The 24,320-nt window shown below is 65.2% G+C and carries 19 protein-coding genes and 1 riboswitch; of the genes, 6 read left to right on the forward strand and 13 right to left on the reverse strand.

Annotated elements, in window-relative coordinates; all coding sequences use genetic code 11:
• The first annotated feature begins 1 nt into the window (after position 1).
• Entirely contained in the window at positions 2 to 2,773 is a 2,772-nt protein-coding gene (locus tag KU884_RS09475; RefSeq protein ID WP_167782417.1) for a TRAP transporter permease, read from the forward strand.
• On the opposite strand, the gene KU884_RS09480 is transcribed toward KU884_RS09475, so the two are convergent.
• Entirely contained in the window at positions 2,744 to 2,995 is a 252-nt protein-coding gene (locus KU884_RS09480; RefSeq protein WP_167782418.1) for a hypothetical protein, read from the reverse strand. The two genes, KU884_RS09475 and KU884_RS09480, sit on opposite strands and share 30 nt — an antisense overlap.
• A gap of 143 nt (positions 2,996 to 3,138) precedes the next feature.
• Positions 3,139 to 5,016, reverse strand: coding sequence for a phosphomethylpyrimidine synthase ThiC (gene thiC / locus KU884_RS09485; RefSeq protein WP_167782419.1), 1,878 nt, complete (start codon positions 5,014 to 5,016; stop codon positions 3,139 to 3,141).
• Positions 5,017 to 5,087: 71 nt separating this feature from the next.
• Positions 5,088 to 5,215: riboswitch (TPP riboswitch) on the reverse strand.
• 304 nt (positions 5,216 to 5,519) lie between these two features.
• Between thiC and KU884_RS09490 the strand changes: the two genes are divergently transcribed.
• Complete coding sequence (locus KU884_RS09490; protein ID WP_167782420.1) at positions 5,520 to 7,358, forward strand: L-lactate permease; 1,839 nt, start codon at positions 5,520 to 5,522, stop codon at positions 7,356 to 7,358.
• Positions 7,359 to 7,450: 92 nt separating this feature from the next.
• On the opposite strand, the gene KU884_RS09495 is transcribed toward KU884_RS09490, so the two are convergent.
• Genes KU884_RS09495 through KU884_RS09505 form a run of 3 tightly spaced genes read right to left on the reverse strand, consistent with a single transcriptional unit; the run spans position 7,451 to position 10,327 of the window.
• A complete protein-coding gene (locus KU884_RS09495) occupies positions 7,451 to 8,113 on the reverse strand; it encodes an LUD domain-containing protein (protein WP_167782421.1) in 663 nt (220 codons plus the stop codon).
• Positions 8,106 to 9,539, reverse strand: a complete 1,434-nt coding sequence (locus KU884_RS09500) for a LutB/LldF family L-lactate oxidation iron-sulfur protein (RefSeq protein ID WP_167782422.1) — start codon at positions 9,537 to 9,539, stop codon at positions 8,106 to 8,108. The genes KU884_RS09495 and KU884_RS09500 overlap by 8 nt, the downstream gene beginning before the upstream one ends.
• Positions 9,539 to 10,327: a (Fe-S)-binding protein gene (locus KU884_RS09505; RefSeq protein WP_167782423.1), complete on the reverse strand. Its 789-nt coding sequence runs from the start codon at positions 10,325 to 10,327 to the stop codon at positions 9,539 to 9,541. Before KU884_RS09505 ends, KU884_RS09500 begins: the two co-directional genes overlap by 1 nt.
• A 146-nt stretch (positions 10,328 to 10,473) precedes the next feature.
• Here KU884_RS09505 and KU884_RS09510 point away from each other — a divergent pair, with 146 nt between their 5' ends.
• Positions 10,474 to 10,806, forward strand: coding sequence for a 4a-hydroxytetrahydrobiopterin dehydratase (locus tag KU884_RS09510; protein WP_167782424.1), 333 nt, complete (start codon positions 10,474 to 10,476; stop codon positions 10,804 to 10,806).
• Between the two features lie 41 nt (positions 10,807 to 10,847).
• Here KU884_RS09510 and ppk1 read toward each other — a convergent pair whose 3' ends face one another.
• Positions 10,848 to 12,923 (reverse strand): polyphosphate kinase 1, encoded by a 2,076-nt coding sequence (gene ppk1 / locus KU884_RS09515; RefSeq protein ID WP_167782425.1) that lies wholly within the window; start codon positions 12,921 to 12,923, stop codon positions 10,848 to 10,850.
• Between the two features lie 189 nt (positions 12,924 to 13,112).
• Between ppk1 and KU884_RS09520 the strand changes: the two genes are divergently transcribed.
• The 3 genes from KU884_RS09520 to KU884_RS09530 all read left to right on the forward strand — a co-directional run bounded on the left by KU884_RS09520 (position 13,113) and on the right by KU884_RS09530 (position 15,834).
• Positions 13,113 to 14,528 carry a TMEM198/TM7SF3 family protein gene (locus KU884_RS09520; RefSeq protein ID WP_167782426.1) on the forward strand — a complete coding sequence of 472 codons (1,416 nt, stop codon included), beginning with the start codon at positions 13,113 to 13,115 and terminating at the stop codon, positions 14,526 to 14,528.
• 74 nt (positions 14,529 to 14,602) lie between these two features.
• On the forward strand, positions 14,603 to 15,217 hold the full coding sequence (locus KU884_RS09525) for a TetR/AcrR family transcriptional regulator (RefSeq protein WP_167782427.1): 615 nt from the start codon (positions 14,603 to 14,605) through the stop codon (positions 15,215 to 15,217).
• Between the two features lie 44 nt (positions 15,218 to 15,261).
• Entirely contained in the window at positions 15,262 to 15,834 is a 573-nt protein-coding gene (locus KU884_RS09530) for a chalcone isomerase family protein (protein WP_167782428.1), read from the forward strand.
• A 15-nt stretch (positions 15,835 to 15,849) separates the two neighbouring features.
• On the opposite strand, the gene KU884_RS09535 is transcribed toward KU884_RS09530, so the two are convergent.
• The 7 genes from KU884_RS09535 to KU884_RS09565 form a co-directional block, all read right to left on the reverse strand.
• Positions 15,850 to 16,467, reverse strand: coding sequence for a DsbA family protein (locus tag KU884_RS09535; protein ID WP_167782429.1), 618 nt, complete (start codon positions 16,465 to 16,467; stop codon positions 15,850 to 15,852).
• Positions 16,468 to 16,531: 64 nt separating this feature from the next.
• A complete protein-coding gene (locus KU884_RS09540) occupies positions 16,532 to 17,644 on the reverse strand; it encodes an OmpA family protein (protein ID WP_217351342.1) in 1,113 nt (370 codons plus the stop codon).
• Between the two features lie 163 nt (positions 17,645 to 17,807).
• Positions 17,808 to 20,540 (reverse strand): aconitate hydratase AcnA, encoded by a 2,733-nt coding sequence (gene acnA / locus KU884_RS09545; RefSeq protein WP_167782430.1) that lies wholly within the window; start codon positions 20,538 to 20,540, stop codon positions 17,808 to 17,810.
• 219 nt (positions 20,541 to 20,759) lie between these two features.
• Positions 20,760 to 21,380: a high frequency lysogenization protein HflD gene (hflD, locus tag KU884_RS09550; RefSeq protein ID WP_167782431.1), complete on the reverse strand. Its 621-nt coding sequence runs from the start codon at positions 21,378 to 21,380 to the stop codon at positions 20,760 to 20,762.
• On the reverse strand, positions 21,380 to 22,492 hold the full coding sequence (gene mnmA / locus KU884_RS09555; protein WP_167782432.1) for a tRNA 2-thiouridine(34) synthase MnmA: 1,113 nt from the start codon (positions 22,490 to 22,492) through the stop codon (positions 21,380 to 21,382). Before mnmA ends, hflD begins: the two co-directional genes overlap by 1 nt.
• Before the next feature lie 36 nt (positions 22,493 to 22,528).
• On the reverse strand, positions 22,529 to 22,981 hold the full coding sequence (locus KU884_RS09560; protein WP_167782433.1) for an NUDIX hydrolase: 453 nt from the start codon (positions 22,979 to 22,981) through the stop codon (positions 22,529 to 22,531).
• A gap of 71 nt (positions 22,982 to 23,052) precedes the next feature.
• Positions 23,053 to 24,042: a LysR family transcriptional regulator gene (locus KU884_RS09565; protein ID WP_167782434.1), complete on the reverse strand. Its 990-nt coding sequence runs from the start codon at positions 24,040 to 24,042 to the stop codon at positions 23,053 to 23,055.
• Positions 24,043 to 24,320 lie beyond the last annotated feature (278 nt).

Here is a 24,320-nt window from a genome sequence, read left to right on the forward strand (position 1 = left end):
CATGCCGGAGGCGGGCGCGACGCCTCCAGCGGCGGAAGCCATCGAACAGGGCGGTGCCCGGGCAGCCGGGGTCGGAAAGTCCTGGCTGCTCTATGGCGTGGCGGTTGCGTGGTCCCTGTTCCAGCTGTGGATTGCGTCGCCCCTGCCGGCCTGGCTTGACTGGGGTGACATCAGCAGCACTCACGCCCGGTCGGTCCACCTGGGGTTTGCCCTGTTCCTGGCCTTCGCCCTGTTCCCGGCTCGCGCCCTTGTCTTTTATGTCGGAGGGTATCGCCACCAGGGGCGTGTCTGGGCGTTACTCTGGCTGGCAGCAGCAGCGCTGCTTATCGTCTGGGCCGGCAACCACTGGCTGGCTGGCCGGACTGACTGGCCTGCATTCGTTGTCATGGCGGCCGTGGCGATGGTGCTGGCCGCCATGACATGGACGCGCCCGGCCACGGAGCGCGTGCCCGCCATGGACTGGGTCCTCGGCCTCCTTGCCATGGGCACCTCCGTGTATCTGTACATCTTCCACGGCGAACTGGCCATGCGCCCTGGCAGTCCGCTGGTCGTGGATCTGGTGGTGGCGGGTGCCGGCATGGTGCTTCTGCTGGAGGCCGCGCGCCGGAGCATGGGCGCGCCACTGGTGATCATTGCGGTGGTGTTCCTCGTCTATGGCATTGCCGGCCCCTGGATGCCGGATCTCATCGCCCACCGCGGTGCCTCGTTTGCCCGCACCATGTCGCAGCAGTGGCTCTCCAGCGAGGGCGTGTTCGGCATTCCACTGGGTGTGTCCACCAGCTTCGTCTTCCTGTTCGTGCTGTTCGGGGCATTGCTGAATCAGGCTGGCGCCGGGGGCTACTTCATCCGCGTCGCGTTCGCATTTCTCGGTCACATGCGCGGCGGCCCGGCGAAAGCGTCGGTGATCGCCTCGGGCCTCACCGGTCTGGTGTCCGGGTCGTCCATCGCCAACACCGTGACCACCGGCACCTTTACCATCCCGCTCATGCGCCGGGTGGGCTTCAGTGCCGAGAAGGCCGGCGCCATTGAAGTCTCCAGTTCGGTGAACGGGCAGATTATGCCTCCAGTCATGGGCGCTGCGGCGTTCCTGATGGCGGAGTACGTGGGCATTCCCTACCACGAGGTGATCCGCCACGCCTTCCTGCCCGCGGTGATCTCCTACATTGCCTTGATCTACATCGTGCACCTGGAAGCGTTGAAACACGGCATGGAAGGGCAGCCACGCTCCAACCCGTCGCCGCTCATGGTCATGCTGTTGCGCGCCGGGCTGAGCGTTTCGGGTTTGTTCATCCTCGCCGGCGTGGTCTATTTCGGTCTGGTCTGGCTGCAGGCGGTACTGGGCGATTGGTCGACACCGGTGATTGCTGCCCTGACCCTTGGTAGCTACGTTGCGCTGCTGGCGGTGGCTGTGCGCAGCCCCGACAGCTCCGCGGGTCCGGACGCAACGGCGGCACCGGAGATGAGCAGTTCGCCGTGGTGGGCGCTGATGGGCGGATTGCATTTCCTGTTACCGGTGGTGGTGCTGATCTGGGCCCTGGTTGTGGAACGGCTGTCGCCCGGTTTGTCCGCCTTTTACGCGGTGGCTTTCTTGATCGGCATCGTGCTCACGCAGCGTCCGCTGATGCGACTCATGGCCGGTGAGTACCGGTTCCTTGGCGGCGCGCTGCGGGAAAGCGTCCGTGATCTGTTCCTGGCCCTGGCCACCGGGGCACGCAACATGGTGGGGATCGCCATTGCCACGGCGACGGCGGGGATCATCGTGGGCACGGTGGGGCTGACCGGCATTGGCCTGGTCATGACCGAGGTGGTGGAGACCCTCTCCGGCGGCAATCTCATGCTGCTGCTTGCGCTGACTGCCGTGATCAGCCTGATCCTGGGGCTGGGTCTGCCCACCACGGCCAACTACATCATTGTCGCCACCCTCATGGCACCGGTGGTGGTGGAGCTCGGCGCCCAGGCCGGCCTGGTGGTGCCGCTGATCGCGGTGCACCTGTTCGTGTTCTACTTCGGTCTGATGGCGGATGTGACGCCACCGGTGGGCCTTGCGTCGTACGCTGCAGCGGCCGTCTCCCGGGGTGACCCCATTCGCACCGGCGTGCAGGCCATTGTCTACAATCTGCGTACTCTGGCACTGCCGTTCCTGTTCATCTTCAATACGCAACTGCTGCTTATCGGCGTGGAGGGTGGCGGCGAGCTGGCCCTGGTGGTTGCCTCCGCAGTAGCGGCCATGCTGCTGTTCGCCGCCGGCACCCAGGGGTGGTTCGTGACCCGCAGCCGCCTGGTCGAGTCGGCCGTATTGCTGCTGGCGGCCTTTACCCTGTTTCGCCCGGATTTCTGGATGGATCGGGTCGCCGCACCCTACGAGCATCTGGGTCCCGAGGAATTTACTGAGACGGTGGAGGCGCTGGGCGAGGGGGAATTCCTGCGCTTTCGCGCCGAAGGCCTGGACATGCAGGGGCGGGAAGCGGAACGTACCGTCATGCTGCGGCTCGGAGACGCGGAGCGGGAGATGGAGTCCCGGCTGCGTGATGCCGGCGTTGGTGTGATGGCACTGGCGGGGCAGGTGCGTGTCACCGACGTCCGCCATGGCAGCCCCGCAGATCGTGCCGGTCTGGAGTCCGGCTGGCAGATCACCACTGTGCTGGTGCCGGCGCAGCGGCCGGCGGCGGAGTGGTTTTACCTGCCTGCGCTGGCGCTGGCGGCGCTCGTCTGGCTGATCCAGCGGCGCCGGGTCACACGGAGATCAGAGCAGACCACGCCTGCGCAGGAATAACGCGCGACCCCACTCGGCGATATGACAGCCGAGGGTGATGGAGGCGATCAGCATGATGCCGCCGCTCACCTCGTAGCCGTTGGTTGTCACCAGATAGCCGATGTAGCCGAGCAGCCCGATTCCCAGTACGCCCACTACCAGGGTCAGTACATTGGTCTGCAGCCAGACGTTCCAGGACTTCTCCGGTTCATCGAGCACGCTGCTCGTCCCTTCGCTACTCATGGGTATTCCTCCTCAGCTTGTTATCGCGCGGTTCGCCGCTGCTGCGACAGGATAGCGAATCGTTACGTTCGTGTCCCGCCCTCCGCGCCGATCAGCGCAACACCGCCTGCTGTTGCGCTGATCGGCCGGGCACGCGTGAACGGTTAAACCGGACGGTAGACGTCGTTTCCCGCCTCCCGGAATTCCGCCGCCTTCTCTGCCAAGCCCTGCTGCAGTGCCTCCTGTGTGTCGAGGCCGTGGGCGCGAGCATAGTCGCGGACTTCCTGGGTGATCTTCATGGAACAGAAGTTGGGCCCGCACATGGAGCAGAAGTGGGCGAGTTTATGGCCCTCCTTGGGCAGGGTCTCGTCGTGGTACTCCCGGGCCCGCTCCGGATCAAGTCCCAGGTTGAACTGGTCCTCCCAGCGGAACTCGAAGCGCGCCTTGGACAGGGCATTGTCCCGCACCTGGGCCGCCGGATGGCCCTTGGCAAGATCGGCGGCGTGCGCCGCGATGCGGTACGCGATGATGCCCTCGCGGACATCCTCCTTGTTGGGCAGCCCCAGGTGTTCTTTGGGCGTCACGTAACAGAGCATGGCCGTGCCGTACCAGCCGATCTGGGCGGCGCCGATGGCGGAGGTGATGTGATCATAGCCGGGGGCGATGTCCGTGGTCAGAGGCCCCAGGGTGTAAAAGGGCGCCTCGTCGCAGATGGCGAGTTCCTTGTCCATGTTCTCCTTGATCTTCTGCATGGGCACGTGCCCCGGCCCCTCGATCATCACCTGGACATCGTGGGCCCACGCCAGCCGGGTGAGTTCCCCAAGTGTCTCCAGTTCCGCGAACTGGGCCGCGTCGTTGGCGTCGGCGATACAGCCGGGGCGCAGCCCGTCACCCAGGGAGAAGGCCACGTCGTAGGCCTTCATGATTTCGCAGATGTCCTCGAAGTGGGTGTAGAGGAAACTCTCCTGGTGGTGCGCCAGACACCACTTGGCCATGATGGAGCCGCCACGGGAGACAATGCCCGTGACCCGGTCGGCGGTGAGTGGCACGTACTGCAGACGGACGCCGGCGTGAATGGTGAAGTAGTCGACTCCCTGTTCCGCCTGCTCGATGAGGGTGTCGCGGAACAGCTCCCAGGTCAGTTCCTCCGCCTTGCCGTCGACTTTCTCCAGAGCCTGATAGATAGGCACCGTGCCAATGGGCACCGGGCTGTTGCGCAGGATCCATTCTCTGGTCTCGTGAATGTGCTTGCCGGTGGAGAGGTCCATCACCGTGTCCCCACCCCAGCGGATCCCGCGGACCATCTTCTCCACTTCTTCCTCGATGGAGGAGGTCACCGCCGAGTTGCCCAGGTTGCAGTTGATCTTCACCAGGAAGTTGCGGCCGATCACCATCGGCTCCAGCTCCGGATGGTTGATGTTACAGGGAATGATGGCGCGGCCACTGGCCACTTCGTCGCGGACGAACTCGGGGGTGATCGTTTCGGGGATCTGCGCCCCGAAAGCTTCTCCCTGGTGGCGGCGCAGCAGCCGCTTATCGGTGAGCTCCTGTCGCCGCTGGTTCTCGCGAATGGCAATGAATTCCATTTCCGGAGTGATCATGCCGCGACGGGCATAGTGCATCTGGCTGACATTGGTGCCGGACCGGGCACGCCGTGGGGTGCGGATATGCTCAAAGCGCAGCGCCGCGGTGGCCGGGTCGCTGGCCCGCTCCCGGGCGTGGACGGAGCTGGGTCCGGACAGTTCCTCGGTGTCGCCGCGCTCGCTGATCCATGCCTCCCGCACCGCGGGCAGGCCCCGCGCCAGATCCAGGGTGGCGTCGGGATCGGTATACGGGCCGGAGGTGTCGTAAATGGTGATGGGGGGATTGGTCTCGCGACCATCATCGCCCACCGTCTCGGCCTGGGTGACTTCGCGCATGGGCACCCGAAGATCCGGACGGGAGCCGGTGACGAACACCTTGCGTGAAGCCGGAAAGGCACGGGTGATTTCCGGATCGAGCGGACGCGGACTGGCGTCGAAGGCAAATCGTTTCGAGGACATCGTGTTTTCCCCTCAGCACGGGCGGGTCGCCGCAGCGACATGAAAAACACGAAGCGAGAGCGCATTCGATGAGGTAGGTCATCAAAGCTTCCCTACGCCGGTGCGAGCCGGGTCAGGTTCAAAGGGTATTTCTCAGCGCCCGGCTTATGTCGTGTAGCCGTTACACAGGACACTCGCCGGGGCACCCCCGCTTCGGACTGCTGGCGGCACGGCATTGGTGCCACCCTGGCAAGCCTACGTCACACACGCCCCTGCCGCCTACCCCTGGCGGATACGGCGGCGAATTGATGCGCTGCGTCTAGGGTTTGGCGGTTCTATGGGCTAGGGTCACTAGATCTCCGGGGCAGGCCGCACCGTGCGCCGGTCTGTGCGGGGTGGAACACGGACAGCGAACGTGCAGGGAGCCGGAAATATACGACACGATCTTGGGTCGTGACTCACGGGCGGGTGGGCGACACCGCTCGCCTTATCAGTGACCGTTATCGTTCCACGGGGGGAGAAGAATGAATCTGGGTCTACTGGCTTTCCTGGCCCTGTTGCCGCTGGCAACGGTGGGTCTGTTCCTGGTGGTGCTGCGCTGGCCGGCGAAATACGCCATGCCGCTGGCCTATGCGGTTGCCGTCGTTATCGCCCTGGCGTTCTGGGGGACGGAGTTCGCGGTGGTTGCCGCGGCTTCGGTAAACGGCGTCGTGGTCGCACTGAACATACTGTTCATCGTCTTCGGCGCCATCCTGTTGCTCTACACGCTGCGTGAGAGCGGTGCCATATCGACCATCCAACGTGGGTTCGCTGACATTTCACCTGACCGCCGTGTTCAGGCCATTATCGTGGCCTGGTTGTTCGGTTGTCTGATCGAGGGCGCCTCCGGTTTCGGTACCCCGGCCGCCATCGCGGCGCCGCTGCTTGTGGCCCTGGGTTTCCCGGCCATGGCTGCCGTTGTCTCGGCCATGATCATTCAGTCGACGCCGGTTTCGTTCGGGGCCGTGGGGACGCCGATCCTGGTGGGTGTGGACCAGGGCCTTGCCGGCCAGAGCGTGACGGAGCGCATGGTCGAAGCGGCGGGCATGACCCACGCCGAGTTCGTCAACCAGATCGGCATGCAGGTGGCCATGATCCACTCCATTGTCGGCTTCCTGGTGCCGCTGATCATGGTGGGCATGCTGACCCGCTTCTTCGGCAAGAACCGCTCGTTCATGGACGGTCTGCGCGCCTGGCCTTTTGCCCTGTTCGCCGGCCTGGCGTTCGTGATTCCCTACTACGCCGTGGCGGCGCTGCTCGGGCCGGCGTTCCCGTCCCTGATCGGCGGCCTGATCGGCCTGGCCATCGTGGTGCCGGCGGCCCGTGCCGGGTTCCTGGTGCCCAAGGACACGTTCCAGTTCGAGGAGCGCAGCAAGTGGGAGCCGGAGTGGATCAGCCGCTTCCAGGATGACACCCAGCCCGAGCGGGCCGAAGGGGCCAAGCAGCTCACGCAGGCCCAGGCCTGGGCGCCTTACGTGATTGTGGCCATCCTGTTGGTGCTGACCCGGACCATCGATCCGGTGGTGGCCGCGCTGCAGTCCGTGGAGTTCTCCTGGAGCAACATCTTCGGGACGGATATCAGCGCCTCCTCCACGCCGCTTTACCTGCCGGGCTTTGTGCTGCTAGTGACGTCGGTGATTACCTACTTCCTCCACCAGATGTGGAATCACGGCAGTTACCTGAATGCTTGGAAGACTGCGGGTAACACCATTCTTGCCGCGGGTGTGGCACTGATCTTCGCCGTGCCAATGGTGCAGGTGTTCATCAATTCCGCACCGGGTGGCTACGACGACGTCACCCAGATCCGTGAGGCACTGGAAGGTGGTGTTGCCATGGGAGCGGCGGCGCAGATCGCCAGCATGCCGGAGGTCCTCGCTCAGAGTGTGGCGACCCTGGCAGGCGGCCTGTGGCCCATCTTCGCGCCGCTGATCGGTGGTCTGGGGGCCTTCCTGGCCGGGAGCAACACGGTCAGTAACCTGATGTTCTCCTTCTTCCAGATCTCCACTGCCGAGCAGATCGGTCTCGGTTCCGCGGGCGCTTCCCTGGTGGTGGCACTGCAGGCCGTGGGCGGCGCCGGCGGCAACATGGTCACCGTGCACAACGTGGTCGCCGCGTCGGCCACGGTGGGCCTCATCGGTCGCGAGGGGGATGTGATCCGCAAGACCCTGATCCCGATGACGTACTACGTCCTGGGGGCCGGTCTGGTGGGCATGGCCCTTGTGCTCGGCGGCATGAACATCTGGTACCTGGTGTTCCTGCTCTGGGTGGCCTTCTGCATCGGCTTCATGGTCCTGAACAAGGGCCGTCACCCCAGCGAACGCTAGGGGGGACGCATCCCTGAAGCAACAAACCCGCCCTCCGGGCGGGTTTTTTTGTGGATAGGGAGGCGAGGGCCGCAGGCTGCCCGATGGTCAGCCTAAGGCATGTTCTCGACCAGGATCACATGCAGGCTGCGTGGGCCGTGGGCACCGAGCTGCAGGGTCTGTTCCACGTCGGCGGTGCGGGACGGGCCGGTGATGAAGTTGAAGCTCCGTGGCGGAAACCCCGTTCGCTCCCGCATGCGCTGCCAGACGTCCTCGAACCAGGGCACCACGTCGGCCGCACCGAGAACCACGATGTGGTAGTCGGGAAGAAAGGCGAGGGTGGCGGGGTTGTCCGGGCCCGAGAGCAGGGCCAGTGAGCCCGTCTCGGCGACTCCGGCCTCGGCGCAGCTCACCCCGGCCAGTGCCTGGCGACCGTCGGTGGCGTGTTCCACCGCCACGTGCTCAGGCCAGGCCACCTGGTCCAGGCGGGGATCCGGGGCCCGGTGAACGGTATCGCCAGCGTTGCGCTCCACCAGGTAGTCGGCGACGGCGGGGCCGACCTGGGCCAGAGTTGGCACGGACACCCAGGTGCCCGCGGCATCCTCGATACACCTGCAGAACCGCTCCAGATCGCTTTCGTCCCAGACGGGGCGCTGCGGCGCGCTGTCGCCCAGGGCGCCGATCCGGGCGGCGCGGACGTCTGCAGGCGTCGGCGTGGTGTCTCGGCCCATGGCGGCGCGGACCTTGCCCAGGATACGGCTGCGGGCATCATTCATGATTCGGTCTCCGGTTGCGGTTCTGCCGCCAGGCTGCCTGGAAGGTGGTGCGTTGCGGTGCGGGGAAGTCGCGTCCGGCGGTCCAGGCGCTGGCCAGGGGAAGCCGCCGGAAGCGACCACGACGCCGTCCGAGCCGTCCCAGCAGGCCAATCCCCAGGCGCGCGAGCGCGTTGTAGACCCGCGGTCGCCGCGCAAACCAGGACCACACCGACAGACCGTAGCGGGTCGTGCCCGGGGTGAGATGTTGATCGAACTGCGCTTCGCGGAGGTCGCGAAGCAGGTCCGGCAGTGGAATACGCACAGGGCAGACGCTCTGGCAGCGCCCGTTCAGGGTGCACGCGTTGGGCAGATCCTTGGTCTTGTCCAGACCGACGAAGATCGGCGTCAGCACCGAGCCCATGGGGCCCGGATACACCCAGCCGTAGGCGTGGCCGCCGATGGATGCGTACACCGGGCAGTGGTTCATGCAGGCCCCGCAGCGAATGCAGCGCAGCATCTCCCGGAAGCGCCCGGACATCATGTTGGTGCGCCCGTGATCCAGCAGCACGATGTGGAATTCCTCCGGACCGTCCGTGTCGTCGCCGCGCCGGGGGCCGGTGACCATGGTGGTATAGGCGGTCATCTCCTGGCCGGTGGCACTGCGCGCCAGCAGGCGGAGCAGTGTCGATGCGTCGTCCAGGGTGGGCACCAGCTTCTCGATGCCGGCAATGGCCACGTGTACCCGCGGCAGGGAGTGGGTGAGATCCCCATTGCCCTCGTTGGTCACCAGGAACATCGAGCCGGTCTCTGCCACCAGGCAGTTGGCGCCGGTAATGCCCACGTCGGCGCTCAGGAACTTCTCCCGCAGGATGCCGCGCGCCTCGTTCACCAGATCGGGCACTTCACGCAGCTTTTCCTTGAACGTGCCCTGGTGGTGGTGTTCGTCGAACAGATCGCAGATCTGCTGACGCGTCTTGTGGATGGCGGGAGCAATGATGTGACTGGGCGGCTCCTTGGCGAGCTGGATGATGTACTCACCCAGGTCTGTTTCCACGGTCTCCAGTCCGGCGGCATCCAGTGCCTCGTTGATGCCCACCTCTTCTCCGGCCATGGTCTTGCCCTTGGTGACCATGCGGGCATCCGCCTGGCGGCAAATGCGCGTCACGATGCGCTGGGCGTCCTCGGCGGTCTCTGCCCAGTGCACGTGGCCACCCGCCTCGTTCACCTTGGCCTCGAACTGCTCCAGGTAGTAGTCCAGGTGGGCAAGGGTGTGATCCTTCATGGCCTGGCCACGGTCCCGCAGGCCTTCGAAGTCCGGGAACTTGTCCACCAGGGTCCTGCGCTTGCCGACGAAACCCGCCTGGACGCGGGTCAGCGCCTGCTGGAGATCCGGGTTGTGCAGGGCCTCGCGGGCCGCGGGCTTGAACAGGTGTGCACGGGATTCCATCAGGAGCGCTCCCCTTCGCCGATGGCGGGTTCGCTGCGTGCGGTGCCAGCCAGAACCTCGGCCACATGGTAGGCCTGCACCGGCTTGTCCAGCCGGTGCAGGCGGCCGGCAATGTTGAACAGGCAGCCCAGGTCTCCGGCCACCACCATGTCCGCACCGGTGGCAGCGATATTGTCCACCTTATTGGAGACCAGGCGCTCGGAGATGTCCGGGTACTTCACGCAGAAGGTCCCGCCGAAGCCGCAGCAAACGTCCGTATCTGCCATCTCACGCAGTTGCAGCCCCTGCACCCGGCCGAGCAGTTGCCGCGGCTGAGAGCGGATGCCCAGCTCGCGCAACCCGGAGCAGGAGTCGTGATAGGTGGTCGTGGCCTCGTGCTCGACCGCCGCCAACTCCACCTGCGCGACTTCCACCAGAAAGCGCGTCAGCTCCCAGGTGCGGTTCGCCAGCTCCCTGGCTGCCTCAGCCCAGTCCGGTTCGTCGCGAAGCAGGTCGGGGTAATGGGCCGTGATGGTGCCGGCGCAGGACCCCGACGGGACCACCACGTAGACATAGTCGCGGAAGGTGACGATGACCTGTTTGGCGATGTCCCTGGCATGGGCCCGGTCACCGCTGTTGTAGGCGGGCTGGCCGCAGCAGGTCTGTGCTTCCGGGGCGTCCACCGTGTATCCGGCCTGCTCCAGTAACTGTGCCGTGGCAAAGCCCACGGAAGGGCGGAACAGGTCCACGAGGCAGGTGACGAAGAGGGCGACGGTGGGGCGCGGGACTGTGGACGACGCTGGCGACATGGAGAGGCTCCGTGAAGGTGATCGCGTCCGGTGCGGGGAGGGGTGGTGACGGACCCTTGAAAGGCTGCCCGACCACCCGCAGGCTATGCTGTACGGTAACGCAAATCCTGATGCATGAAACGTTGCGCGGCAACAAGGGAGCCAGTATGAGTCTGACCGAGCAGAAGTGCACACCCTGCCAGGGCGGCACCGAGCCGATGCCCCGGGAGCGTGCCGAGGGCTACATGAACCAGGTGCCGGGCTGGGAGCTGACCCATGACGCGACCCGCCTGCAGCGCAAGTTCAAGCTCAAGAATTTCGCCCAGGCGCAGGAATTCGTCAATAAAGTCGGTGACCTGGCGGAATCCGAGGATCACCACCCCGACATCACGTTCGGTTACGGGTACGCGGTGGTGGAGATCTGGACCCACAAGATCGGTGGTCTCCACGAAAATGACTTCATCTTCGCGGCCAAGACCAACGAACTCGCCGGAGAGTGATCGGTGGCCCGGGTGGTGCGGGCGCGCCACCCGGGGGTGTTTCAGGACGTTTCTGCCAGCGTCTCCAGGAGTTCCTGCTGGGAGCTGAATGGCGCCTCGCCATCGCCGGGCCGGGCGCGAAGGTAATTGCCGTCGGCCTGCAGTAGCCACGCCTGGGTATTGTCGCGGAGGTAGTACTCGAGATCGCGCAGTATCTGGTCGCGTCGATGGGGCGCCTCGATGGGGAACGCGGTCTCCACCCGCCGGAAGAAGTTGCGCTCCATGCAGTCGGCACTGGATGCCCAGAGCACCGGGTCGCCATTATTGCCGAAATAGAACACGCGGGTGTGCTCGAGAAAGCGCCCGACAATGGAGCGCACCCGGATGGACTCGGACACCCCCGCTACTCCCGGCCGCAGGCTGCACATGCCGCGGACGATGAGGTCAATGTCCACGCCGGCCGTGGAGGCGGCGTACAGTGCCTGAATGGTGCGCGGTTCCACCAGGGCATTGACCTTGATGATAATGCGACCGCTACCGCCTGCCCGCGCATGAGCCGCCTCACGGTCAATGGCCTCGATGAGACCGTCGAACAGGGTAAAGGGTGATTCCAGCAGCTTCTGCAGACGTGCAACCTTGCCGAGGCTGGTGAGTTGCAGGAAGACCTTGTGGACATCGTCACCAATGGCCGGATCCGCGGTGAGCAGGCCGTAGTCGGTGTACAGCCGCGCGGTGCGCGAATGGTAATTGCCCGTGCCCAGGTGGCAGTAGTTGCGTAGACGGCCGTTCTCCCGGCGCACCACCAGCACCATTTTGGCGTGGGTCTTGTGGCCCACCACACCGTAGACGACATGGGCGCCGGCGTCCTGCAGCCGGCTGGCAAGCTGAATGTTGGCCTCCTCGTCGAAGCGCGCGCGTAGCTCGATGATGACGGTGACTTCCTTGCCCGCCCGCGCCGCTTCCACCAGGGCATCGGCAATGGCAGAGTCCGGGCCAGTGCGGTAGAGGGTCTGCTTGATTGCCAGCACCCGGGCGTCCCGGGCGGCCTCACGGACGAAGTCCATCACCGGGGCGAAGGACTGGAACGGGTGGTGAAGCAGCAGATCCTGCTGGCGCAGGAGCGCGAACATGCTGCCACTGTGGGTGACCTCCGCCGGCACGCTGGGGGTGAATGCAGGGAATGTCAGTTCCGGGCGAGAGACGCTGTCGCAGACGGCCATCAGTCGGTTGACGTTTACCGGGCCGTCCACCTGGTAGAGATCATCGGCGGTAAGCTCGAACTCCTCCAGCAGGAAGCGCAGCATGTGTTCCGGGCAGTTGGCGGCGACTTCCAGGCGCACCGCATCGCCGTAACGACGCGACTGCAGTTCGCCTTCCATGGCCACCAGCAGGTCGTCCACCTCCTCCTCGTCCACGTAGAGATCGCTGTTACGGGTGACCCGGAACTGGAAACAGCTTTTCACGGCCATGCCGGGGAACATCTGGTGGACCTGGGCGTGGATCATGGACGACAGGAACACGAAGTCGTGGGGGCCGCCGGCGATGTCCCGCGGCACCGGGATAAGGCGGGGCAGGGAGCGCGGCGCCTGGACCACGGCCATGCCGCTGTTGCGACCGAAGGCGTCCTTGCCATCCAGTTCCACGATGAAATTCAGGCTCTTGTTGAGGATGCGGGGGAACGGATGCGCCGGATCCAGGCCGATGGGCGTGATCACCGGTTGCAGCGCCTGCTCGAAGTATTCCTGCACCCACGCTTGCTGGGCCGTGGTCCATTCGTCGCGGCGCAGGAAGCGAATTCCTTCCTCGGCAAGAGCAGGAATCAGCGTGTCATTGAGCACGGCGTACTGATCCGCCACCAGGCGGCGGGTGCGCGCGCCGATGATCTGCAGAATCTCCTGGGGAGTCCGGTTGTCGGCGCCCGCCTGGGTGGACCCCAGTTCCTCTGCCTGTTTCAGGCCGGCGACACGGATCTCGAAGAATTCATCCAGGATGGTGCTGACGATGCATAGAAAGCGCAGCCGCTCCAGCAGCGGCGTTTCTGCATCTCGGGCCTGCTCCAGCACGCGCTCGACGAACTCCAGCATGCTCAGGTGGCGATTGATGAACAGGTCCGGATGCCGGAAGTCGGAAGCAGTCATGATGCTCCTGGGCGAAAGGAATGGGGCGACACGCTACATTGCCAGTATGACGTTTCAGTGACAGAGCAGTGGCGCGATAACCGCCTTTTTTGCGATTTCACCACAGGCCACCGCATAATTGGCAAAAACAAGAGTGCCGCGTTCCCGAGCACCCGTGATGGGTCGTGGGGTCCGGCACGGGGAGGCAGGATGCTGGAAGGGGAAACGCTGGTGCTGGTGGGCAACCCGATGCTGAATGCGCTGCTCTGGGCGATGTTGGTGGTCGTTACTGGCTACTTCGCGCGGCGACAGGCGCACAGGGTCATCCGCGGGCTGTTCAGCGGCGTGCGGCGGTTCTGTCGGTTGCTGGCCCGCTATTGCGTGCATGCCGAGAGACACGTGCGCGCATGGACGCGCTCGCTGCTGGTGGCCCAGGCCCGACGTCGTGCGGTGGAGCGGACGGAGTGGGACCTCGGTCGGCTGCATGCGGAAATGCACGCCGAACTGGCGGATCTGCCCGCCCTGCAACAGCAGGCCCGGGATCACCTGTCCATGGTGGAGGAGGACCATCGCCGCAGTGGACCCATGCCTCCGGACGTGCCCGGCTGGCCGCGCATGTTGGAGCAGATGGGGCCGGAGCTCGGCGCTGCGGACCCGTCGGTGAAGCGCACACTGGAAGATCTCCGCGACGGCCTGGAGCTGCAAAGGGTGGACCTGCTGGATGCCTATCGCCGCGCCACCCGTCGTCGTTACCTGCTGTTGCACAGGACCATTCCCCACTGGCGACGTGCCAGGCGTGCGCTGGAGCAGTTGAGTGATCGGCTGGATCGTCTGCGGGAGCGTGCCGACCGGGTGCTGGGCAGCATCAGTGATTACCAGGCCCTGCGGGACGAGCACCAGGTGCGTGTCGGCGCACTGGTGGGGGCTTCCCTGTGGCGCTTTGTGTTCGCCGGTGCCGGTCTGGTGCTGGCCGCGATGGGGTTTACCGTCCTCGGGGTGTCCCTGCTTGAACCCATGAACCTGTTGCTGGGTACGGCACCCGCGGCGGAAGGCCTGCCGGGTATGGGGTTGCTTGCGACCGTGCTCCATGTGGCGGCGCTGGGGCTGGTGGGGCTGATGGTGATGGAGAGTGCACGGTTGACCACGCTGTTCCCGGGGATCGATGCCCTCGGCGACGGTCTCCGCGGCTGGCTGTTCTGGATCACCTTTGCCGCTTTGCTCGTGCTTGCCTGCGTCGCAGCGTTCCTGCGTCTCCAGTACGGTGGCATGACGTCCTCTGCGCTGGACAGCGCATGGGGTGCCGCGGCCGCTCCCGCCCTGCAGGCCGTGCTGGTTTTCCTGCTGCCGTTCGCGCTGATGTTCAGTGCCGTCGCGCTGGCGGCGGCAATGGCCCACGGTGGGATTGTTTTCGGGCTGGTGGTGGGGCTGGTACTCCAGATCCTGATGCTCGTGTTCCGGCTGCTCGGCAGCATGGCGGCGTTTGCCGGTGCGATCGTGGTGCAGGTGTACGATCTGGTGATCTTTCTGCCCTTGTGGATCGAGGACGCGGTGCGTCAGAAGGGTTGGCCTTCCGGCGGCGTGGCGCCCGGCCGCCGTCAACTGCCGTCGCCGCCGGTTGACCGTTGAGCAACCCTTGTCACGCGCGATGATTGACGCGGCCACCCGTTGCCGTACGCGTGCGTATGGTGTAAAAGAGCGGCATGAGTAAAGAGACTGGTCGTCGTTCCCTGAGTAGTGAAGACTGGGCTGATGCTGCCCTGGATGCCATCGCCGAAGGTGGTGTCGAGGCGGTGGCCGTGGAGCGAATCGCGCGCGCTCTGGGGGTGACCAAGGGGAGCTTCTATTGGCACTTCGCCAACCGCGAGGCCCTGCTCGCAGCGGCGCTGGATCTCTGGGAACGGCAACAGACCGAGGATGTGATCGCACGGGCGGAGATGGAACACGATGCCCGGCGACGGATCCACCGGCTGTTTCGCAACGCCAACGGGACCAAGCGGGCGGGGCAGCTCTACCTCGCTTTCGCCGCGGCGGCCAACGATGCGCTGGTCGGCCCGGTCCTGAAGCGGGTCAACAGCCGCCGCATCCAGTTCATGGTGGACTGCTACCTGGCCATGGGGCTGGATTTCGCGGAGGCCCGGCAGCGGGCGGTGCTGGCCTATTCGGTGTATCTCGGCACGCTGCAGATGCGTCGTGACGCGCCCGAGACCATTCCCGCCGGCCCGGAGTTCGAAGAGTACATGGATTACATCAGCATGGTCCTGATCCCGGGTTTCCTGCCGGAAGGCCACGGCCTGACGGGGCAGAAGACCGGCTGATCGACCGTCGGCAGGAACGCCGACGCCACACGGAGGAGAGAGACATGGTGTTCAGGATGCTGTTTCTGGCGTGCCTGCTGGTGAGCCCGAGTCTGGCCGCCGCCGAGGAGGCCCGGGAAGTTCGCGGGGTGGAACTGCCCCTGGAGTTGAGCGTCAGTGATACGCCATTGACCCTGAACGGAGCGGGCGTGCGTTCGCGGTTCTTCGTCCGCGTCTATGTCGGCGCTCTCTACACCGCAGAGCCAGTGAGCGATGGCGATACGGCCATCCATCTGGACAGCCCGCGCAGGATTCATCTGGCCATGCTCCGGGGTGTGGACCGGGAGACCATGGTCGATGCGCTGGAGGATGGCCTGGACGACGCCATGACCGATCAGGAGCGGGAGCGTCACGCTGACCACATCGAGGCCTTCAAGAACATGTTTCCCGGGGATTTCGAAGAGGGCTACCGGGGCGACATCGATGCCATCCCCGGCGAAGGGCTGGTCGTCAGCATGAACGGTGAAGAGCTTGGCCGTATCGAGAACGACGCCTTCGCGCGTTTTGTCCTGGCCATCTGGCTCGGTGAAAACCCTGCGGACAATGCGGTGAAGCGGGGTATGCTGGGCGACAGCTGACCCTGCCGGCGGCCTTCACCCAGGGCGCTCTGCCGCGTGGCGGAGCGCCTGTTCCAGGATATCCATGGATGCCGCGCCCGGGAAAACGCGGCCCGAAACCACCAGTGACGGGATGCTGGTGATCTCCAGTTCCTGGGCTGCCTCCACATGGGAGAGGAACAGTTCCACGGGCTCCGGCGTTCCCCAGGCGACTTCCACCATGTCTGCGACGCCGTGGTCCTGCGCGACCGCGCGAATGACGTCCGGGTCACCGAGGTTCCGCCCCTCACCGAAGACGGCATCAAACAGCCCCAGGTGCAGGCTCAGGAACGCGTCCCGGCGGTAGAGCTGGACTGCCTGTGCCAATAGCAGGGCACGGCGGGTGTTGACCGAGAGACGCCGCGGCTGCCATGGGAGCCCGTCATGGCGGATCATCTCCAGAAGGGTGTGATCGTCCTGCGTGGCCATCTCCATCTCGCCCAGCGCACGGCCGCCGGCAGGAACATCCGGGTGCAGTTCGAGAAAGCGCCAGAGGATGTCCAGGTCGTGCCGTCGACCGAGCTCCGTTAATCGGTGCGTGGCCACATAGCAGAAGGGGCAGTTGTAGTCGGCGAACAGGGTCAGGGGCACCGTGCCGGGGTTCGCTTGGCTCATGGTCAGGCGTCGCCTTGCTGGATTGGCGCGAGTGTACAGGTTTCGGCGTTGCCGATGCAGCCACTCAACGTTCCAGGTGCAGGCTGGCCCGGCGGTTGGCGGCCCGGCCGTACGCCGTTTCGTTGTCCTCCGATGGGTTCGCTTCGCCGCCGCTGGCAATAGTGATGCGATCCGGGGCCACACCCTGGTCGGCGAGGTAATCCCTTACTGCGGCTGCCCGTGCCTCGCCGAGCCGGCGGTTGTAGTCAGCATCGCCAGTGCTGTCAGTGTGGCCGGTGACTGTAATGGTACCGTGATCGTCCTCGAGGGCGTCCACGAACTCCTGCAGATGGTCTTTCTCGGTGCGGGTGAGGCCGGTATCATCGAACACGAAGTGCACTGGTCGGTCATCACCTTCGATGACCTGCCCGTTGTCCGGGCGCGCGTCCTCTCCGTCCGTGGTCGCCTCCGCGGGCGGGGGTGTCTGACCATGACGGGCCAGCACATCGCTGCCGGGTGGACTCGGGCGGTAGCCGGCGGACGGGGCGGGAACCACGATGGCTGCGGGGTCTCCAACCCGAGTGGCCGCCGGTGCCGCTGCGCCGGTACCGCTATCTTCCGCTGCCCGCTCTGCCGTAGGCCTCAGGTCGCCGGCGCAATCGAGATACCTCTGGTACACGGGCCGGAAGCCGGCGTTGCTTAATGCCAGCGCGACCGCTTCCCCGGGTGCGTGCCAGTCCTCGAAGGTGATCACCGGCCGTTGACCCCGCTCCAGCTCCTGGAGCGCCCGATTGGCCATGGCGTGATTCAACAGGAAGGTGCGCGGGTCTTCCAGCGCCCGGGTAAAGCCAACGCGGCGCAGGGAGCCGTTGTGCCACTCGGTGGGTTCTGACCACAGCTCCACGGTGCGGCTGTTGCGGGGCGGCCGGTGGGTATAGATACGCAATGCCTGGTCGCCGCCGGCGCTCCTGGAGAACACCGCCAGACCGAAACGGGGGAGGGGGTGAAGCAGATGGCAGGCGTCGTCGTCGCGCTCTACCGTCCACTGGGACTGTTGCAGTCCGGCATCGTAGCGGCGGTCCCACTGCAATTCGGCAGCCGCCGTGATGGTGGTCGCCAGACTGGCAAGAACCGCGATACAGCCGATCCTCAGCCGTCGGACGGATTGACGCGCGCACGTTGGACGAGTTCTGCGCATGAGATGTCCCGATTCAGCGATATGGCGATGTAGGGGCGTTTGCCCGTCCCGAATCGGGTATCGGCAAGAGCGTCGGGAGCTTGAGTGAAGGCCGGGCAAAAAGAAAGCCGGCCGGGTCAGGGACCCGGCCGGCTTTGGCTAAGGACGTTGCGGTCCGGTGAGCTCAGTTGCCCCGGGCCAGGTTCCGCAGAACATAGTGCAGGATGCCGCCGTTGCGGAAGTAATCCCACTCCTTCGGCGTATCCACGCGGACGTGGGCATCGAAGGTGGTTTCCTTGCCGTCCGGGCTGGTGGCGGTCACCGTCACCATCTTCGGCTCGCCTTCCAGCGATGAGATGGAGAAGGACTCGTCACCGGTCAGGCCCAGAGACTCCGCGCCATCACCATCCTGGAACTGCAGCGGCACGACGCCGAAGCCCACCAGGTTGGAGCGGTGGATGCGCTCGTAGCTCTGGGCGATGACGGCGCGCACGCCGAGCAGATTGGTGCCCTTGGCGGCCCAGTCACGGCTGGAGCCGGTGCCGTACTCCTTGCCGGCGAGGACCACCAGCGGCGTACCGGCGTCGCGGTACTTCATGGCGGCGTCGAAGATGCTGGTGACTTCGCCGGAGGGGACGTGGGTGGTCCAGCCGCCCTCGGTGCCCGGGGCCATCTTGTTGCGCAGGCGCACGTTGGCGAAGGTGCCACGCATCATCACCTCGTGGTTGCCGCGCCGGGAGCCGTAGGAGTTGAACTCCTTGGGTTCCACGCCCTGCTCCTGCAGGTACTTGCCCGCCGGGCTGTCCGGCTTGATGGCACCCGCAGGCGAAATGTGGTCGGTGGTGATGGAGTCACCCACGTAGACCAGGCACTTGGCACCCTGGATCTCCGGTACGCCCGGTTCATCCATGGACATGCCTTCGAAGTAGGGCGGGTTGGCGATGTAGGTCGAGGGCGCCCAGTCGTAGCGCTCGCCCTCCGGCACCTCGATGCCCTGCCAGTTGCGGTCCCCGGCGAAGACGTCGGCGTAACGCTGTTGGAACATCTCCCGGTCGAGGCTGCCGCCGACCACGTCCGCGACCTCCTGCTGCGAGGGCCAGATGTCCTTGAGGTAGACGTCCTGGCCATTCATGTCCTTGCCCAGCGGTTCGCGCACCAGATCCACCGTCATGGTGCCGGCCAGGGCGTAGGCCACGACCAGGGGCGGCGAGGCCAGCCAGTTGGTCTGCACCTCGGGGTGCACGCGGCCTTCAAAGTTGCGGTTTCCGGAGAGCACCGAGGCGACCATGAGATTGCCCTCGCGGATGCCTTCGCTGACCTCGTCGGGGAGTGGGCCGGAGTTGCCGATGCAGGTGGTGCAGCCGAACCCCGCCACCTGGAAGCCGAGCTCGTCCAGGTGGTGCTGCAGGCCAGCCCGCTGCAGGTACGCCGGCACTACCTGGGAGCCCGGGGCGAAGGACGTCTTCACCCAGGGCTGACTGCCCAGACCCCGCTCGCGGGCCTTCTTGGCCACGAGACCAGCGGCGACCAGAACATCCGGGTTGGAGGTGTTGGTGCAACTGGTGATGGCGGCAATCACCACGGAGCCGTGCTTGAGCAGCGTCTTCTGGCCGTTGATCTCGATCTGCACCGCGCCCTTGTCGTAGTCAACCTGACCGCCCACGGCCGTATCGCCGCCCTCGTTGAGGAAGCGCTCCTCGTCGGCGCCATGATGCTGATCCAGGTGCTCCTCCAGCGTATCCAGGAAGGTGCTCTTGGCATCGGTGAGGGCAACCCGGTCCTGCGGCCGTTTGGGCCCGGCCAGGCTGGGCACCACGGTGGAGAGGTCCAGCTCCAGCACGTCGGTGTATTCGGCCTCGCGGGCACCGTTCTCGCGCCACATGCCCTGTTCCCGGGCATAGGCTTCCACCAGCTTGATCTGCTCCTGGGAGCGGCCGGTGAGTTCCAGGTAGCGCAGTGTCTGCTCGTCGATGGGGAAAATGCCACAGGTGGCGCCGTACTCCGGGGCCATGTTGGCAATGGTGGCGCGATCAGCCAGGGGCATGTTGGCGAGACCATCGCCGAAGAATTCCACGAACTTGCCCACCACACCCTTTTTGCGCAGCTGCTGCGTGACCGTGAGCACCAGGTCGGTGGCGGTGGCGCCTTCGGGCAGCTTGCCGGTCATCTTGAAGCCCACCACCTGGGGAATCAGCATGCTGATGGGCTGACCCAGCATTGCGGCCTCCGCCTCGATGCCTCCCACACCCCAGCCAAGCACGCCCAGGCCATTGATCATGGTGGTGTGGGAGTCCGTGCCCACCAGGGTGTCGGGGTAGGCGCGGCGCACGCCGTCGACTTCCTTGGTGAACACTACTTCCGCCAGGTATTCCAGGTTCACCTGGTGCACAATGCCCGTGCCCGGAGGCACGACACGGAAGTTGGAGAAGGCGTTCTGGCCCCAGCGCAGGAACTTGTAGCGCTCGTGGTTCCGGTGGTACTCGAGCTTGGTGTTGAGGTCCAGCGCTCCGGCGGAGCCGGCGTGGTCCACCATCACCGAGTGGTCGATGACCAGATCGGCGGGTTCCAGCGGGTTGATGCGCTTGGGATCACCGCCGAGGCGCTGCATGGCGTCGCGCATGGCCGCCAGATCCACCACCGCCGGCACACCGGTGAAGTCCTGCATCAGCACGCGGGCCGGCGTGAAGGCGATTTCGGTGCTGGGTTTGGCGTTCGGATCCCACTGGGCCAGCGCTTCAATGTTCTCGCTGGTGATGTTGGCGCCGTCTTCCTTGCGCAGGAGGTTCTCCAGCAGCACTTTCAGGGAAAAGGGAAGGCGACCCAGGTCGAACTTGTCTTCCAGGGCCTTGAGTCGGAAGATCTCGTAGGAGTTGCCTTCGACGTCCAGCGTTGAACGCGCATTGAAGCTGTCTTTCATTCTGCCTCCCAGTGTTTACCAGTTGGTGGTGTTCCCGTCCGGTCCTGCCTGACGGCGAGCCGGGTCCATGGCGCCAAGTAGTCAAGGGGCACCGGGACCGCCCTGGACGATGCGGTGTTCTTTCGGGGCCAGAATCATACACGAAAAGACCGTGCAGTGCGGCATGCGAGGCTTCTGATCTCTGCATTGCGGCGACCCCGGAGGCCGCCTTGATTCCCTTTAATGTAGCAGTTCCCGGGACAGCTGCTCGGTGCTCTGGAGCATGCGGTTGCGCCCCAGAATCAGCCGCCAGCGGCTGCCTCCCGCGTTGCGCCAGAAGGTAATGGCGCGGATGGCGGCCAGCAGCAGAGACCGCACCTGATTGACGTTGCGGGTATCCTCCAGCCACTGCCGCTCGCCCTGGATCATGACCTGGGGGCGCAGGGTGCTGACGGTGTCGCTGTAGAGGTCAGCCAGGCGTCCCAGCACGTTTTCGTGGCCGGGGTGGAAATGTTCCGCCTGGCGTCGCGCCTGTTCCAGGCCTTCCCCCAGTTGACTCAAGAGGGCACGTCGGCGCATCAATTTGCGCTCCAGGTGGATCAGCAGCACGGCATACCGGGTCAGCTCGTTGTCCTGGGGATCGCTGAGCTGTGTGCGCAGGCGCTGGACGCCGGGAAGCAGGTGGACCTCGCCGCCGTAGGCGTCACCAACGCTGCCATCGAACGGGTTGAGCAGCCCGTTGATGCAGGTTTCGATGTCCTCGGGGTTGCCCTGGCCGTGTCGCGCGATGCGGCGTATCTCCGCCAGCGCCTGGAACAGGGCGGCCAGGGCAAGGGTCTGTTCCCGGGTCTTTGCGTCCATCACTTCGCCTCGTCGCCGCTCAGCCGATGGTCGATGATGCCGCCGCCCAGACACTGTTCACCCTGGTAGAAGACCACGGATTGCCCGGGTGTCACGGCGCGCTGGGGCTGGTGGAAAGTCACCACCGCCCGGTTGTCCTCCACGCGCAGGCTGCAGGGCTGATCCGGTTGCCGGTAGCGAATCTTGGCGGTGCAGCGCAGAGATGCGCCATCGGTGGGCGCCTCGCCGGCCACCCAGTGCAGGTCGGTGGCCACCAGGCCCGGTGAAAACAGGGCCGGGTTGTCGCCGCCCTGCGCCACCACCAGGGTGTTGCTGGTTGGATCCTTGTCCACCACATACCAGGGTCTGCCGGCGCTGTCCGCCCGGCCACCGATGCCGAGCCCCTGACGCTGGCCCAGGGTGTAGAAACTGAGGCCCTGGTGCCTGCCTATGTGCTGGCCCTCCGGGGTCACCATGGGCCCTGGCTCCGTGGCGATGTAGCGCTGCAGGAAGTCGCGGAAATCGCGCTCGCCGATGAAGCAGATCCCGGTGCTGTCCTTCTTCTCGAAGTTGTCGAACCCTGCTTCTTCGGCAAGGGCCCGGACCTCGTGTTTTTCCATTTCCCCGACGGGAAAGAGCGTGCGCGAAAGCGCCTGGTGGCCGACCATGTACAGGAAATAGCTCTGGTCCTTGCCCGTATCGACGCCGCGGAGCAGGGTGGAGCGTCCTTGCTCGTCCCGGCCGAGCCGCGCGTAATGACCCGTGGCGACATAGTCGGCCCCCAGGCGAACGGCGTGGTCCAGAAAGGCGCGGAACTTGATCTCGCGGTTACACAGGACATCGGGGTTGGGAGTCCGCCCCGCCCGGAATTCGCGCAGGCAGTCATCAAAGACCTGTTGGCGGTAGCGCTCGGCGAAATTCACCTGGTGCAGCGGGATGTCGAGTTGCGCGCAGACCTGGCGCACGTCGGCCAGATCCTCTTCGGCGGTACATACCGTGTCGCTGTCATCGTCTTCCCAGTTGCGCATGAACAGGCCCTGCACACGATAGCCTTCTTCCACTAGGCGCAACGCCGCAACCGAGGAGTCGACCCCGCCGGAGAGCCCGACAACTACGCTTTCCACCTGTCTCATAGTGCCTGTCAAGGATGATCCCGGTGTTTTCGGGAGTCAGGGTTCGATGATGTCGCGGAAAAGGTCCAGGGGATAGCGCCGGCCGGCGAGAAAATCATCGATCCCGTGCAGCACCAGCGGGCTGCGCAGGCGCTCCGGTCGAGCGCGCAGCTCCCTCTCCGGGACCCAGAGTGCCTGGTGAATGCCGTCGTCCAGTGGCTGTTCCGGGTCGTGGCCGTCCACAAACCCGCAGAAGCACACGCGGATGAAGGTCTCGTCCTTGACCGGGCTGTACCAGCGATAGACACCCACGACGCTCTGCGGGTGAAAGTCGCGGGCCGCCTCCTCGCGGGTTTCACGGATCACCGCGTCGATGAGCCCTTCGCCAGGATCAAGGTGACCGGCGGGCTGGTTCAGCACTAGCTCGCCACCCGCGCGCTCTTCCACCAGCAGAAAACTGTCGTCCTGGTGGGCGATGGCCGCAACTGTTACATGGGGTTTCCAGACCATGGCGGCAGACTATACCCGGGTTGGCGAAGGGATTGCCAGACCACGGCGATAGCGGCACGGCAAGCGGTGTTTCAGCTGCCTTCAGCGGAGGGCACGAACACGCGGTTGTTCCCCGCCGGTTCCCCGGTGGCGTCGTGTTCGGGGTCGTCGAAGAACCCTGGTTGCATGAGTTCCATGAAACGTTTCACCTGGGGCGACAGGAAGCGGCCGCGGCGCCACATAACCCCATAGGTGCGTCGCGGAAACACGCTGGGCAGGGATTTGACCACCAGGTTTTCCTTGCCGGTGAGGCAGATGTTGCTGGCGATGCCGATGCCGAATCCCCGCTCCACATAGGCCTTCATGATTTCCCAGCCGCCCACTTCCAGACGGACATCGTAGGGAATACTGTGCTGCTGCAGGACCAGGTTGACCAGACGCCAGGTGGTCAGGTGGCGGGGTGGCAGTATCAGCTCCTGGCTGGCAAGGTCGTCCAGCTTTATACGCTCGCGTTCGGCCAGTGGATGATCCCGGGGAAGAATCAGCGACGTATCAAATGAATAGATGGCTCGGTAGGTGATGTCGTCGGGAAGCTCCAGCATGGAGCCGATGGCGAAATCCACCTCGTCATTGCGCAGTGCATGGAGCATGTCACTGCCAACCAGGTTGTGCAGCTTCACCGGGCTGTCCGGGTACCGCTGCATGTATTCCTTGAGCAGGTCGGGAATCAGGTACAGGGTGCTGGATTCCCCCGCGGCAATATCCAGCCGGCCGCTCTGCAGGGTCTGATAGCGTTCGGCGAAACGCGCGGGTAGCGCATCGATGCCTTCCACCAGGGGCTGCGCCAGTTCGTACAGGGCTTTTCCGTCCGGTGTCAGAGTGATTTTCGGGCCGCGACGCTCGAACAGCGTAATCTCCAGCTCCCGCTCCAGAGCCTGGATTTGCAGTGACACGGAGGGCTGGCTCAGGAATAACCGCTCGGCTGCCCGGGAAATGCTGCCCGACTGGGCGGTGTAGCAGAAGGCGCGGAGTTGCTTGACGCGGTTGTTCTTGTAATACAGGCGGCCGGTGGGGTCAGTCATGGTGCCATCCCTGAGTATTGGGTAAACCAATATTCAAGATTGACGACTCGAAGTTGTCAAATGATGCGCCGCGGCAATACAATGCCCGCGCCTGCCCGGAAGTGGCCGAGTGTAATTCTGGCAATAACTGGCGCCAGACACGCGGGCAGGGGCTTCCCTGGTGGCGCCCAGGACGCGGCGACAGGCGGAGATGACGGAGCCGGCACACGGTTCGGCTGCGTTGGCGTTCACAGAACGACGAAAACGCCGCACGCCCCGAAATCCGGGGACGTGGAGGT

Origin of the sequence: Aquisalimonas sp. 2447 (assembly GCF_012044895.1) — a bacterium.
GTDB lineage: Bacteria > Pseudomonadota > Gammaproteobacteria > Nitrococcales > Aquisalimonadaceae > Aquisalimonas.

Bases quoted from the DNA above. Each gene is read 5' to 3' on its own strand.
- KU884_RS09560 (WP_167782433.1), bottom strand. From the start codon at position 22,981: ATGGTCTGGAAACCCCATGTAACAGTTGCGGCCATCGCCCACCAGGAC.
- KU884_RS09530 (WP_167782428.1), top strand. From the start codon at position 15,262: ATGGTGTTCAGGATGCTGTTTCTGGCGTGCCTGCTGGTGAGCCCGAGT.
- hflD (WP_167782431.1), bottom strand. From the start codon at position 21,380: ATGGACGCAAAGACCCGGGAACAGACCCTTGCCCTGGCCGCCCTGTTC.
- acnA (WP_167782430.1), bottom strand. From the start codon at position 20,540: ATGAAAGACAGCTTCAATGCGCGTTCAACGCTGGACGTCGAAGGCAAC.
- KU884_RS09520 (WP_167782426.1), top strand. From the start codon at position 13,113: ATGCTGGAAGGGGAAACGCTGGTGCTGGTGGGCAACCCGATGCTGAAT.
- KU884_RS09480 (WP_167782418.1), bottom strand. From the start codon at position 2,995: ATGAGTAGCGAAGGGACGAGCAGCGTGCTCGATGAACCGGAGAAGTCC.
- KU884_RS09495 (WP_167782421.1), bottom strand. From the start codon at position 8,113: ATGAATGATGCCCGCAGCCGTATCCTGGGCAAGGTCCGCGCCGCCATG.
- ppk1 (WP_167782425.1), bottom strand. From the start codon at position 12,923: ATGACTGCTTCCGACTTCCGGCATCCGGACCTGTTCATCAATCGCCAC.
- KU884_RS09505 (WP_167782423.1), bottom strand. From the start codon at position 10,327: ATGTCGCCAGCGTCGTCCACAGTCCCGCGCCCCACCGTCGCCCTCTTC.
- KU884_RS09565 (WP_167782434.1), bottom strand. From the start codon at position 24,042: ATGACTGACCCCACCGGCCGCCTGTATTACAAGAACAACCGCGTCAAG.
- mnmA (WP_167782432.1), bottom strand. From the start codon at position 22,492: ATGAGACAGGTGGAAAGCGTAGTTGTCGGGCTCTCCGGCGGGGTCGAC.
- KU884_RS09535 (WP_167782429.1), bottom strand. From the start codon at position 16,467: ATGAGCCAAGCGAACCCCGGCACGGTGCCCCTGACCCTGTTCGCCGAC.
- KU884_RS09475 (WP_167782417.1), top strand. From the start codon at position 2: ATGCCGGAGGCGGGCGCGACGCCTCCAGCGGCGGAAGCCATCGAACAG.
- KU884_RS09490 (WP_167782420.1), top strand. From the start codon at position 5,520: ATGAATCTGGGTCTACTGGCTTTCCTGGCCCTGTTGCCGCTGGCAACG.
- thiC (WP_167782419.1), bottom strand. From the start codon at position 5,016: ATGTCCTCGAAACGATTTGCCTTCGACGCCAGTCCGCGTCCGCTCGAT.
- KU884_RS09510 (WP_167782424.1), top strand. From the start codon at position 10,474: ATGAGTCTGACCGAGCAGAAGTGCACACCCTGCCAGGGCGGCACCGAG.
- KU884_RS09540 (WP_217351342.1), bottom strand. From the start codon at position 17,644: ATGCGCAGAACTCGTCCAACGTGCGCGCGTCAATCCGTCCGACGGCTG.
- KU884_RS09525 (WP_167782427.1), top strand. From the start codon at position 14,603: ATGAGTAAAGAGACTGGTCGTCGTTCCCTGAGTAGTGAAGACTGGGCT.
- KU884_RS09500 (WP_167782422.1), bottom strand. From the start codon at position 9,539: ATGGAATCCCGTGCACACCTGTTCAAGCCCGCGGCCCGCGAGGCCCTG.